This window comes from Telluria sp. ZB4P34, from assembly GCF_059686055.1.
The window spans coordinates 168,112-180,304 of record NZ_JCASIF010000006.1 but is presented as its reverse complement, the minus strand read 5'-3'; the positions used below and the strand labels follow the sequence as shown (position 1 = coordinate 180,304).

Here is a 12,193-nt window from a genome sequence, read left to right as displayed (position 1 = left end):
CCCCCGAATACCACCCATCAAAGAAGGGAAGCCATGAAAACCAGCTGGACCTCCAACAAGACCGCTATCGCGCTCGCACTGTGCGGCGCATTCGCCCTGGCTCCGGCACACGCGGCCGGCCAGGCCGCCGCGCCGGTTTCGGCTGCCAAGCCCGCCGCCGCCGTGCTGCCGGGCGACGATTTCTACGCCTATGCCAATGGCGAGTGGATGGCCAAGACCGAGATTCCCGCGGACCGCGGCGCCTGGGGCGCCTTGTATGCCCTGGCCGAGGAGACCAATGCACGCATCGTCAAGCTGGTCGAGGAAGCGGGGACCAGCAAGAACGCCAGCCTTGACGCCCGCAAGGCGGCCGACTTCTACAAGGCCTGGATGAACGAGGCGGCGATCGAATCCGCCGGCCTGGCCTCGCTCAAGCCGCGCCTGGCGAAGATCGAGATGATCAAGGACCGCGCGGCCCTGTCGCGCGTGCTGGGCGAATTCCTGCGCGCCGACGTCGACCCGCTGAACGCCACCAATTTCAATACGCCGAACCTGTTCGGCGTGTGGATCAACCAGGGCCTGACCGACCCGTCGCGCAACCTGCCTTACCTGCTGCAGGGCGGCATCGGGCTGCCGGACCGCGCCTACTACCTCGACGACAGCCCGAAGATGGCCGAGCTGCGCACCAAGTACCAGGCCTACATCGCCGCCATGCTCAAGCTTGCCGGCCTCGACAATGTCGAACAGCGCGCGGCCAGGATCTTCGCGCTGGAGACCGAGCTGGCCAGGAGCCATGCTTCGCGCGAAGAGTCGGCCGACATTCAGAAGGCCAACAATCCCTGGACCATGAAGGATTTCGCCGCCAAGGCGCCGGGCATGGACTGGAACGCCTTCATGAAGGGCGCGCGCCTCGACAGGCAAGACCGCTTCATCGCCTACCACCCGGGCGCGCTCAAGGGCGCGGCCGAACAGGTGGCGGCCACCGACCTGGCCACCTGGAAGGATTACCTGGGCTTCCACAGCCTGAACCAGTTCGCCGGCACGCTGCCGAAGGCGTATTCCGACCTGCGCTTCGAGTTCTACGGCAAGGGCCTGACGGGCTCGCCGCAGCAGTCGCCGCGCTGGAAGCGCGCGCTGGCCGCCACCAATGGCGCGATGGACGAAGCGGTCGGCAAGATGTACGTCGCCAGGTACTTCCCGGCCGAGGACAAGGCGCGCATCCTCAAGATGGTTGCCGACATCAAGACCGCCTTCGAGCACCGCATCGACAAGCTCGACTGGATGGCGCCGTCGACCCGCGCCCAGGCCAAGGAAAAGGTGCGCACCATGTATGTGGGCGTGGGCTATCCGGATACCTGGAAGTCGTACGACGGCCTGCAGGTGTCGCCGACGGACGCGCTGGGCAACGTGCTGCGCGCGCAGGAATTCCACTACGGCCAGCAGCTCGCCAAGCTCAAGCAGAAGCCGAAGAAGACCGAATGGCATATGCCGCCGCAACTGGTGAACGCGGTCAACCTGCCGCTGCAGAACGCCATGAACTTCCCGGCCGCGATCCTGCAGCCGCCGTTCTATGACCCGAAGGCCTCGGGCGCGCAGAACTATGGCGCGATCGGCTCGGTGATCGGCCACGAGATCAGCCACAGCTTCGACGACATGGGCGCCCAGTTCGACGCCCAGGGCCGCCTGCGCGACTGGTGGACCAAGGAAGACCTGGCCCACTTCAAGCAGGCCTCGCAGAAACTGGTGGAGCAGTACAACGCCTACAAGCCCTTCGAGGACCTGGCCGTCAACGGCCAGCTGACGCTGAGCGAGAACCTGTCCGACCTGGCCGGTCTGGCCGCGGCCTACGACGCGTTCAAGGCCTCGCCGGGAGGCAAGGGGAGCGGCCCCGAGGCCGACCGCGCCTTCTTCACCGGCTTCGCGCAAGCCTGGCGCACCAAGATGCGCGAAACATCGATGCGCCGCACCGTGCTGACCGACGGCCACGCGCCGGGCCAGTACCGCACCTATACCGTGCGCAACCTGGACCCCTGGTACCAGGCCTTCGAGGTGCAGCCGGGGCAGAAGCTGTACCTGGCGCCGGAGCAGCGCGTGCGCGTCTGGTAAACGATGGCGCGATGCGGGCGCGCGGATTGCGCCCGCCCGCATCGCGCATTGACGGATAATGCCGTCATGGACACCGACGACATCTCCCGCCGCACCCTGGCCCATTACGACCAGACCGCCGATGCCTTCTTTGCCGGCACCATCGACCACGACGTCAGCCAGAACATCGACGCCCTGTTGACGGCGATCGAGGCTCCCGCGCCCTGGACCATCCTCGACCTTGGCTGCGGCCCGGGCCGCGACCTCAAGACCTTCAGCGCGCTCGGCCACCAGGCCATCGGCCTGGACGGCAGCGACCGCTTCGTCGAGATGGCGAGAACATACAGCGGCTGCGAGGTCTGGCGCCAGGACTTCCTGCACCTGGACCTGCCGCCCGCCATCTTCGACGGTATCTACGCGAACGCCTCCCTGTTCCACGTGCCCAGCGCCGCGCTGCCGGGCGTGCTGGCCCAGCTGCATGGCAGCCTGAAGCCGGGCGGTGTCCTGTTCAGCTCCAACCCGCGCGGCGACAACCGCGAAGGCTGGAACGGTCCCCGTTACGGCAGCTACCACGACTATGACGCCTGGGAACGCTACCTGACCGGGGCAGGTTTTACTCCATTGCATCACTACTACCGTCCGGCCGGCTTGCCGCGTGAACAGCAGCCCTGGCTGGCCAGCGTCTGGCGCAAGCCCGTGTGTTAACTGGCGCACAGAATTGCAGGAGGATCAGGCCTAAGGTGGGACCTCGCTCCACGAACAGACGAGGTGACTGAGATGAACGACGATCAAATCAAGGGCAAGGCCAAGGACATCGGCGGCAAGGTCCAGGAGAAAGTCGGCGAAGCCGTCGGCAACCGCCAGACCCAGCGCGAAGGCGTGTCGAACCAGGTCGAAGGCAAGGTGCAGGAAAAGGCAGGTGACGTGAAGGATATCTTCAAAGGAAACCGCTGAGCCCTGCCGCCTGGAATGAAAAAGCCGCGCACTGCGCGGCTTTTTCGTCATGGGCCTCTAGCCTGAACTTCGCTGTTGCGCAGGCCGGTCGCCCAGCACGTCTTCGACGTACAGCATCTTGACCAGCACCGCCAGCCCGGCTGCCAGCGGCGTGGCCAGCGCCACGCCGGCGAAGCCGAACAGGGTGCCGAAGACCAGCTGCATGACGACTACCAGGGCCGGCGGCAGGTCGACCGCCCTTGCCTCGATCAGCGGCTGCAGCACATAGCCTTCGACCAGCTGGATGCCGACGAACAGCAAGGCAGTGTACAAGGCCAGGTCCGGGCTGACCGACAGCGCCAGCAGCACGGCCGGTATCCCGGCCATGATCGGACCCAGGTAGGGAATGAAATCGAGCAGGCCGGCAATGATGCCCAGGATGAGGGCGAGGGGCACACCCAGCATGCTCAAGCCGGCCGCGGTGACAATGCCGACGATCAACATCGAGGCTGCCTTGCCGAGCAGCCAGCTTGCCAGCGTATGCCCGAGTTCACGCTGCACTTCCCTGGCGCGCGGGCGCTTGCTTGGCGGTACCAGCCTGATCGCGCCGTTCGTATACAGGTGCGGCGAGGTGGCGAAATAGATGCCGACGAAAATGATGATGACCACGTTGCCGATCGTGCCCAGCACGCCGCCGAAGAACAGCCCGGCGTTCGGCACCATATTGCCCATCTGTTTGACGATCTGATCCGGCGGCGGCAGCTCGGCGGCCACACGCTTGAGCAGCGGAAGCTGCTGCACGGCGCTCTGGAGGCGTTCGACGGCGGCCGGGATTTCCTTTGCCAGCTTGCTCGATTGCTCGGCGATTTGCGGCGCCATGGCCCAGCCGCCGAGGCCGATGATGGCTGCCAGCAGCAGGACAACGATGGCCAGCGCGACCCTCCGGTTCATGTGCAGGCGCCGCGCCAGGATCTCGCTCAGCTTGTACAGGAGGATCGCGCACAGGATGCAGGCGAAGACCAGCAGCAGCGCATCGGCGGCCAGCACGACGGCGGCGGCCAGGGCCACGAACAGGATGGCCAGGCCGTTGATCATACTGACGCGCTTGGCCAGGCGGCGCTGGGTTTGCGGCGGGTCGGAAGCATGTTCTTGATCTTGTTCGGTCATCGCAGTCCCCGGTGGGCGGCAGTGCCGCGTTGACAAAAGACTAGCATTCGCAGCGGCAAAATGTCGCGCGAATGCTGACATTTGTGCAATGTGAGGATGCGAACAGAAACGGTGTCGACGCTGCCGTATTCTGTACCCATGCATGGCCATCCGGGCATGTCAAATCAAGGAGAAGACCATGATTAACAAAAATCAAGTTGAAGGTAAACTGAAAGAAATCGGTGGCAAGATCCAAGAAGAATTCGGTGATGCGATCGACAGCCCGACGCAGGAAGCCAAGGGCAAAGCAAGCAAAGTCGAAGGCAAGACCCAGAAGACGATGGGCGATGCACAGGAAAAAGTGGAAGACAAGCTGGACGACGCTGCGCGCCGCCGCCCGCACTGATTCGTTTCTACGTTTCGCGAACAGCCGCCCGAGGGCGGCTGTCGTCGTTTACGCGGCCCAAAAAAACAGCCGCCCAACAGGCGGCTGCTTGCACTTGGCACGACACGCAGCTTACTTCGCCGCCGTCCCACCCAGGTTCTTCTTGTAGAACGCCTCGATCAAGCCATACACGTGACGCTGGTTGACCTTGCCCGAAATGCCGTGCTTGGCGCCCGGATAGGTCATCAGGTCGAACTGCACGTTGCGCTTGACCAGCTCGTCGATCAGGCGGGTGGTGTTGGAGAACAGCACGTTGTCGTCGGCCATGCCGTGGATCAGCAGCAGCGGCGACTTCAGGCCGTCCAGGTGCGCGAACACGCCGCTGCGCTCGTAGGCCTTCGGGTCGGACTTCGGCGTGCCGCCGACGTAGCGCTCGGTGTAGTGGGTGTCGTACAGCGCCCAGTCGGTGACCGGCGCCACCGACACGCCCATCGCGATCTTGTCCGATGCCGCGGCCAGCAGGCGCAGGGTCATGAAGCCGCCGTAGCTCCAGCCGAACACGCCGATGCGCTTCGGATCCACGAATGACTGCTGGGCCAGCCAGTCGACGCCCACCAGCTGGTCTTCGACCTCGACCTTGCCCAGGTTGTTGTAGAGGGCGTCGGTGAAGGCGCGCTCGCGGCGGCCCGAGCCGCGGTTATCCAGGCGGAATACCACGAAGCCTTGCTGCGCCATGTACTGGTCAAAATAATTGCCCCAGGCGCGGGTCACGCGCTGCGAGTGCGGGCCGCCGTAGGTGAACAGGAAGACCGGGTAGCGCTTGTTCGCATCGAAGCCGGCCGGCTTGATGATCGAATAGTGCAGTAGCTGGCCGTCCTTGGCCTTCAGCGTGCCGTATTCGGTCGCCAGGTGGTCCGAGATGTACTTGGCGTAGGGGTGGTTTGCGTTCAGCTCGTTCTTCTCGAGCCATTCCACCATCGTGCCGTCGGCGCGGCGGATCGACACTTGCGGCGGGGTCTTCGGGTTCGAGTAGGTGTCGACGAAGATCTTGCCGTTGCTGGCGAACGCAGCCTCGTGCCAGCCTTCGCCGCTGGTGATGCGGTCCGGCTTGGCGGCATTGCTGCCGTCCAGCTTGAGCGCATAGGTCTGCTTGTCGATGATCGCGTCCTTGCCCGACGAGATGTAGACGCGGCCGCCGGCCTCGTCCACCGCCAGGATGTTGTCCACGCCCCATTCGCCCGTAGAGAGCGGGTACTGAAGTTGGCCGTCCAGGCCGTACAGGTAGAGGTGCTTGCGGCCGCTGCGCTCGGAAGCCCAGATGAAGGCCTTCTTGCTCTTCAGGAAACGCAGGTCGTTGTGGATCTCGACCCAGGTCTTCGAGGTCTCGGAGAGGAGCGGGCGCTGCGCCAGGGTGTCCACGTCCACGGCGATCAGGTCGAGGCGCTTCTGGTCGCGCGACTGGCGCTGGTAGACCAGGGTCTTGGCGTCGGCGCTGAAGTCGGCGCGCACCAGGTAGATGTCTTTCTCCGGGCCCAGGTCGATTCTCCGCTGCTGGCCGGTGGCCGGGTTGACCATCATCAGCTCGATCAGCACGTTCGGATCGCCCGCGGCCGGGTAGTGCTGGTCGATCACTTCGGTGCGGTCGGCGAAGATCTCGAAGCGGCGCGCCACCGGGACCGGTTTTTCGTCATAGCGGCGGTAGGCGATCGCGGAATCGTCCGGCGCCCAGTAGTATCCGGTGTGCTGGTCCATCTCTTCCTGCGCGACGAATTCCGCCTCGCCGTTGTGGATAGTGCCTTTGCCATCGGTGGTCAGCTGGCGCTCGGCGCCGGTCTGCAGGTCGATCACGACCAGGTTCTGGTTGCGCACGAAGGAGACGTAGCGGCCCTTCGGCGAAATCTTCGGATCGGTGACGTTGCCCGAGGCGACCTTGCGCGGGGCATCCGGTTTCGACGCGTCGACCAGGAACAGGTCGCCGCCGATCGGCACCAGCAGCTGCTTGCCGTCCGGCGACCAGTAATAGCTGATGATGCCCGACAGGCCGGCGGTGCGGGCGCGTTCGCGGCGCGCCTTTTCCTCCAGCGACAGCTCCTCGTTCGGCACCAGGCGCTTGGAATCGACCAGGCGCTGGGTGCTCTTGGTCTTCATGTTGTATTCCCACAGGTCCTGCTGGTACTGGTTGTCGGCACGGCCGCGCAGGAAGGTGACGCGTTCGCCGTCCGGCGAGACGCGCAGGTTCTTCACGCTGGCGCCGGCCAGGGCCGGGTCGCCATAGATGCGGTCCAGCGTCAGGCGGTCGGCCGTTGCGGGAGCGGCGGCGAGGGTGGCCGCGAGAGCAGCCGTGAGGAGCAGGGAAGGGCGCATGGTATGTCTCTGGAGTAAATTAATTTGTGACAACTGCGGAACGATACCAGAGTCGCCGCCCAAAAGCTGTATCAGGTATGTATCAAGGACTGTGCCGACCCCTTGCCGCTTTCCCCTGCGCGGATGCGCTGGCGCGCCAGTTTCTCGAACGACCAGGTGAGCAGGACGGCTGCCACGGTCAGCGCCACGACCAGGCCGATCCAGAAGCCGGTGGTCGACATCGGCGCCGCCGGCGTCCAGGGGAACCAGCTCGGCGCCAGCCCCAGGATGCAGCCGAGCGGCAGCGACACGCCCCAGAAGGCGAGCAGCTGGATGATCATCGGCGGACGCGTTACCTGGTAGCCGCGGATGGCCGAAGCGGTGGCCACCTGGGTGGCGTCCGACAGCTGGAACAGGGCCGCGAACAGCAGCAGGTGGGCGCAGGCGGCCTGCACTGCCGGGTCGGACGTATAGGCAGCCGCGATCTCCCAGCGGAAGATGGCGATGAAGATCGCCGACAGCGCGCCTACCGCCACCGACATGCCGACGCCGACCCAGCCGACGAAGCGGGCGCGCACCGGATTGCCTTCGCCCATGGCCTGGCCGACCCGGGTCATCATGCCGATCGAGAAACTGAGCGGCACCATGAACACGAGCGAGGCGAAGTTCAGTGCGACCTGGTGCGAGGACACGGCCACCACGCCGAAGCGCGCCACCAGCAAGCTGATCAGGCCAAAAGCGCTGACTTCGGCAAAGTAGGTCACGCCGATCGGCAGGCCGAGGCGCAGCATCGCGCCGATTTCCTTCCAGTCAGGACCTTCCCAGCCGGTGAAGGGATAGGTCATGCGGTAGGCCGGCGCATGCCTGATCCAGACGATCATGGCGCCCAGCATCAGCCACAGGCCTGCGGCTGTCGCGACGGCGCAGCCAACCGCGCCGAGTTGCGGGAACCCCAGCTTGCCATACACCAGCACCCAGTTGCCAAAGACATTGAAGATGAAGCCAATGATCGCGATCCACATGATCGGCTTGGTCTGGTTGATGCTGGTGCTGTAGCCGTACAAGGCGCGGTAGCAGGCAAACGCGGGCATGCCGAGACTGACCACGTGCAGGTACATGGCGGCGCGCTCGGCCACGTCCCGGTCCAGCCCCACGTGGTCGAACAGCAGCGTGCACAGGTTGGCGAACAGCATGGCAAGCAGGCCGACCAGCAGGCCTTTCCACAGCGCCTGGCGCACCGAGTGCGGGACCTGGCCGTAGCGCGCCGCGCCGACTTCGTGGGCCACGACCGTGTTGATCGCCATCATCGTGCCCATGACGGTGACCAGCACGATCGACCAGACCGAGGTGCCGAGCGAGACGGCCGCCAGTTCCTCGGCGCTCACGTGCCCGGTCATCGCCACATCGGCCACGCCCATGCCCACCGTCGCCAGCTGCCCGACCAGCATTGGCCAGGACAGGCGCCACAGGGTGGCGATCTCAAGACGGACCGGCGATGCGGCGGCGGAGGAAACGGTGGCGGTCATGGCGGATGTCTGGCGATACGGGAAGCCCTCCATTCTACTGTTGAAGTGACGAGCCCGCCTCGGATTGCCGCTCTCATGCATGCCAGATAGATACTGCTCTTCCGTTCTTGATTGGGCGCAAGGTCTCGCGCTCGAAAGTGCAGGACCGTTAACGCTGCGAGAGGAGAGCGCCATGGAAGAGCTGTTGCCGTACTACGAGCGTGAACTGGTCTACCTGAACACGGTCGGGCGCGAGCTGGCGCACCAGTACCCGCGCCTGGCCGGCGAACTGGGCATCGGCGCCGAAGGCACGGAAGACCCGCACATCCGGCGCCTGGTCCAGGCCTGCGCACTGCTCAATGCGCGCACCGCGCGCAAGCTCGACGACGACTATCCCGAGTTCACCGAAGCCCTGCTCGGCAGCCTGTATCCCACCTTCCTGCAGGGCATACCGTCCTGCTCGATCGCCAGGATCGGCCACAGCAGCAGCGAACACGGGCTCCAGCCGAGCGGCAAGCCCGAACAGCTGCAGACCGTCCCGCGCGGCACCGAAATGAGCGCCCTGCACGGCAAGGGCACGGCCTGCCGCTTCCGCACGGCCAGTTCCCTGGTGCTGGCGCCGGTCGGGGTGGCGCGGGCTCGCTACGAACCGGTGGTGCATGCGCCCACCCATGTGCGCTTGCCGGCCCGGGCCACCGGGCAGGTGGCCATCACCATCGAGAGCGCGGCGCCGGCGCGCCTGCTGCGCCAGCTCGGCATGCCGCGCCTGCGCCTGTACGTCGACGCCGATCCGCTGCTGACGGCGGCCCTGATCGACACCCTGTTCATGCACGTGGGGGCCAGCTATCTCGACATCGGTGACGGCGGGCCGTGGCGCCAGCTCGAGGGCGCGCCGCTGGCGCTGGGCGGCTTCGGCGACGACGATGCGCTGGTGCCGCTGCGCCCCAGCGAACACGCCGCCTACCGCCTGCTGAGCGAATACTTCGCCTTCCCGGAAAAATTCCATTTCATCGACATCGACCTGGGCAAGCTGGCGCCCATGCTGCCGGCGGCCGCGCACCGCTTCACGCTGCACCTGGTCGTCGGCGGCCTGCACGGGGACAGCGGCGCCGCGCGCCTGTTGGCGACCCTGGGCGCCTCGCACCTGGTGCCGGGCTGTGCGCCGGTGGTCAACCTGTTCCACCAGGCGGCCATGCCGGTGCGCATCACGCACCGCACCGCGATGTACGACGTGGCGCCGGGACGCCACGAAGACGACGTGGAGGTCTACAGCATCGACCGGGTGGAGGTGCTGCGCACGGCCGAGGGCAGGGTGCAGTCGGCGGCCTACCGGCCGTACTACGGCCTGCGCCATGGCGAAGGGGGCGAACTGCGCGATCGCTACTGGTTCGCGCGCCGCGACGACCGCGGCCTGCAGCGCCAGCGCATGAAGATCGGCTTCACCGATGCCGGCATGTCGCTGTCCCCGGACGAGCAGTGCGTGGCCTCGATCGACTTGACCTGCACCAATGGCGCGCATGCGGCCACGGTCGGCTTCGGCGCGCCCGGCGGCGACCTTGGCACGGAAACGGCGACCGGCGGACTGCCGATCCACCTGCTGCGCCGGCCGACGCTGCCGCACAGCTTCCCGTCCTCGGGCGGCGCACACTGGCGCCTGGTGGCCCAGCTTGCGCTCAACCACCGCTCGCTGGGCGACCTGGACGCCTTCCGCGAAGTGCTGACCCTGTACGACCTGTCGCGCTCGGCGGCAACCCAGCGCCAGATCGCCGGCATCGCCGCCATGGAAACCCTGCCGTCGACGGCCTGGATGCGCACCCGGATCGGCGCGACCCTGGTGCACGGGCTGGAGGTCCGCATGACCGTGGACGACGAGGCTTTTGCCGGCAGCAGCCTGTATGTGTTCGCCGAAGTGGTGAACCGCTTCCTCGGCCTGTACGTGCACGTCAACAGTTTCACGCGGCTCGTGGTGCGCTCGGCCCACACCGACAGGGAGCTCCTGCGATGCGAGCCGCGCAACGGCAACCTGACGCTGGTGTGAGTGTGGGGAGCAGCACGGGCGGCATCGATCATCTGCTGGCCGAACCCTGGCGCTACGAACTGTTCCAGGCGATCCGCCTGCTGTCGCGCTGGCTGCGCCGCTACGGCCTGTCGCCGGAAACGGCGATCCGCTTCGAGAACAGCCTGTCGCTGGCCTTCCCGTCGAGCGAGATCGAATCGCTGGGCTTCGTCGACGCGGGGGAGGGCGCGATGCGCCTGCAGGTGCGCACGGCGGTGATGGGCCTGCTGGGCGTGCACGGCGCGCTGCCGCTGCATTACACGGAACGGATCGCCGGCTGGGAGCACGACACCCGCGACGAGGGGCCGCGCGCTTTCTACGATGCCTTTTCCAGCCGCCAGGTGGCGCTGTTCTACCGCGCCTGGCGCAAGTACCGCGTGCGCGGCGGGCCGGACGAGCACAACCTCGACCGTTTCCTGGCCCAGCTCGCCGCGCTGGCCGGCGCCGGCTGGCAGCAGGGGGGGCGAGGGCAGCCGGACACCGGACTGGCCTTCGAAAGCCTGGCCTATTTTGCCGCCCAGCTGCGCAGCCGTGTGGTACCCGCGCACCTGATCGCCGGCGTGCTGGGCGAGTACCTGGAGGTACCGGTCACGGTGGAGCAGTTCGCGGGCCGCTGGGACCCGCTAGGTGTGCGTGAACGCAGCCGGCTGGGGGAGAACAACTGCGAGGTCGGCCTCGGCGCCACGCTCGGCGAGCGGCTGCTGCGGCCGGAACTGGGAATCCGTATCCGCGTGGGGCCGGTGTCCTCGACCGTGTTCGAGCGTTTCCTGCCGGGGGCAAGCGGGGCCCGCGCGCTGGCGGCGCTGCTCGAGCGCTTTGCCATCGAAGTTCCATATCGCGAACTGCAGGTCGTGCTGCGCGGCGACGAGGTGGACGGCGCCAGCCTGGACGGCACGGTGCGGCTCGGGCTCGACGGTTTCCTGTGCACGCGCCGCGACCAGCGCGACCGCGACGACGTCTGCTACCTGCTTCCCTAGATGCGCGCGCCCGTCATCCGCGCGACGCCTGCCTGGTGGGCGACCTACAATCGACCCGACAAGCGAACGAACCAGACAGGAGGGCATATGGAGAATAGTGTGAATGCGGGCGATCACCTGGACCTGGTGAGCGAGAAGGACCTGATCGGCAGGCGGGTCGCGGTGTTGATGACCGACGGCGTCGAGCAAATCGAATACACCGCGCCGCGCAGTTTTCTCGAGGAGAAAGGTGTCAAGGTCACCCTGGTTTCGCCGAAGGCGGCAGGCGAGGACGTGCAGGGCATGAACCACGACCAGCCGGGCGACAAATTCAAGGTGGAACTGAACCTGGCGGACGCCAGGGTAAAGGATTTCGACGCCCTGCTGCTGCCGGGCGGCGAGGAGAATCCGAAGCGCTTGCGGCAGGATCCTGCGGCGATCGCCTTCATCAAGGAATTCGACGACGCCGACAAGGCGATCGCAGCCATCTGCCATGGGCCCTGGCCCCTGATCGATGCGGGCATTGCGGAGTCGAAACACCTGACCAGCTATCCGGCCATCCAGGACGACCTGAAGGCGGCGGGGGCGGAATGGACGGACGACGAGGTCGTGGTTGACGGCAAGCTGATCACGAGCCGCAAGCCGGACGATATCCCGGCGTTCAACGATGCGCTGATGAAGCAGTTGATGGTGGTGCAGCAGGCGGGGAAGGATCCGGGGCCGACGTCTTGAGCGTGCGGCGCCGAACCCTATGGTACGGCGCCAGCATGGAAGGAAGAAGCCTGCGCCGCGCAGGCTTCTAAGG

General features: G+C 66.3%; 10 protein-coding genes. 7 read left to right on the top strand and 3 right to left on the bottom strand.

Features of this window, described 5'->3' with window-relative positions:
* Positions 1-33: 33 nt before the first annotated feature.
* From AC56KL_RS12960 to AC56KL_RS12950, 3 genes are all read left to right on the top strand, one after another.
* Entirely contained in the window at positions 34-2,085 is a 2,052-nt protein-coding gene (locus AC56KL_RS12960; RefSeq protein ID WP_497180567.1) for a M13 family metallopeptidase, read from the top strand.
* Positions 2,086-2,151: 66 nt separating this feature from the next.
* The gene (locus tag AC56KL_RS12955; RefSeq protein WP_497180566.1) at positions 2,152-2,769 is read left to right on the top strand and encodes a class I SAM-dependent DNA methyltransferase; all 618 of its coding nucleotides are present in this window, start codon (positions 2,152-2,154) and stop codon (positions 2,767-2,769) included.
* 72 nt (positions 2,770-2,841) lie between these two features.
* Positions 2,842-3,018, top strand: coding sequence for a CsbD family protein (locus tag AC56KL_RS12950; RefSeq protein WP_497180565.1), 177 nt, complete (start codon positions 2,842-2,844; stop codon positions 3,016-3,018).
* A gap of 57 nt (positions 3,019-3,075) precedes the next feature.
* Here the strand turns inward: AC56KL_RS12950 and AC56KL_RS12945 are convergent, their stop codons facing one another.
* Positions 3,076-4,164, bottom strand: a complete 1,089-nt coding sequence (locus AC56KL_RS12945; RefSeq protein WP_497180564.1) for an AI-2E family transporter — start codon at positions 4,162-4,164, stop codon at positions 3,076-3,078.
* A gap of 178 nt (positions 4,165-4,342) precedes the next feature.
* Between AC56KL_RS12945 and AC56KL_RS12940 the strand changes: the two genes are divergently transcribed.
* A complete protein-coding gene (locus AC56KL_RS12940; RefSeq protein ID WP_497180563.1) occupies positions 4,343-4,549 on the top strand; it encodes a CsbD family protein in 207 nt (68 codons plus the stop codon).
* A 111-nt stretch (positions 4,550-4,660) separates the two neighbouring features.
* Here the strand turns inward: AC56KL_RS12940 and AC56KL_RS12935 are convergent, their stop codons facing one another.
* Both AC56KL_RS12935 and AC56KL_RS12930 read right to left on the bottom strand, forming a co-directional pair.
* A complete protein-coding gene (locus AC56KL_RS12935) occupies positions 4,661-6,892 on the bottom strand; it encodes a S9 family peptidase (protein ID WP_497180562.1) in 2,232 nt (743 codons plus the stop codon).
* 71 nt (positions 6,893-6,963) lie between these two features.
* Complete coding sequence (locus AC56KL_RS12930) at positions 6,964-8,397, bottom strand: MATE family efflux transporter (RefSeq protein WP_497180561.1); 1,434 nt, start codon at positions 8,395-8,397, stop codon at positions 6,964-6,966.
* Positions 8,398-8,569: 172 nt separating this feature from the next.
* Between AC56KL_RS12930 and tssF the strand changes: the two genes are divergently transcribed.
* From tssF to AC56KL_RS12915, 3 genes are all read left to right on the top strand, one after another.
* On the top strand, positions 8,570-10,414 hold the full coding sequence (gene tssF, locus AC56KL_RS12925; protein WP_497180560.1) for a type VI secretion system baseplate subunit TssF: 1,845 nt from the start codon (positions 8,570-8,572) through the stop codon (positions 10,412-10,414).
* A 2-nt stretch (positions 10,415-10,416) separates the two neighbouring features.
* Positions 10,417-11,409, top strand: coding sequence for a type VI secretion system baseplate subunit TssG (tssG, locus tag AC56KL_RS12920; RefSeq protein ID WP_497180559.1), 993 nt, complete (start codon positions 10,417-10,419; stop codon positions 11,407-11,409).
* An 87-nt stretch (positions 11,410-11,496) separates the two neighbouring features.
* Entirely contained in the window at positions 11,497-12,120 is a 624-nt protein-coding gene (locus AC56KL_RS12915) for a type 1 glutamine amidotransferase domain-containing protein (RefSeq protein ID WP_497180558.1), read from the top strand.
* Positions 12,121-12,193: the final 73 nt, after the last annotated feature.

Bases quoted from the DNA above. Each gene is read 5' to 3' on its own strand.
- AC56KL_RS12950 (WP_497180565.1), top strand. From the start codon at position 2,842: ATGAACGACGATCAAATCAAGGGCAAGGCCAAGGACATCGGCGGCAAG.
- AC56KL_RS12935 (WP_497180562.1), bottom strand. From the start codon at position 6,892: ATGCGCCCTTCCCTGCTCCTCACGGCTGCTCTCGCGGCCACCCTCGCC.
- tssF (WP_497180560.1), top strand. From the start codon at position 8,570: ATGGAAGAGCTGTTGCCGTACTACGAGCGTGAACTGGTCTACCTGAAC.
- AC56KL_RS12955 (WP_497180566.1), top strand. From the start codon at position 2,152: ATGGACACCGACGACATCTCCCGCCGCACCCTGGCCCATTACGACCAG.
- AC56KL_RS12930 (WP_497180561.1), bottom strand. From the start codon at position 8,397: ATGACCGCCACCGTTTCCTCCGCCGCCGCATCGCCGGTCCGTCTTGAG.
- AC56KL_RS12945 (WP_497180564.1), bottom strand. From the start codon at position 4,164: ATGACCGAACAAGATCAAGAACATGCTTCCGACCCGCCGCAAACCCAG.
- AC56KL_RS12915 (WP_497180558.1), top strand. From the start codon at position 11,497: ATGGAGAATAGTGTGAATGCGGGCGATCACCTGGACCTGGTGAGCGAG.
- AC56KL_RS12940 (WP_497180563.1), top strand. From the start codon at position 4,343: ATGATTAACAAAAATCAAGTTGAAGGTAAACTGAAAGAAATCGGTGGC.
- AC56KL_RS12960 (WP_497180567.1), top strand. From the start codon at position 34: ATGAAAACCAGCTGGACCTCCAACAAGACCGCTATCGCGCTCGCACTG.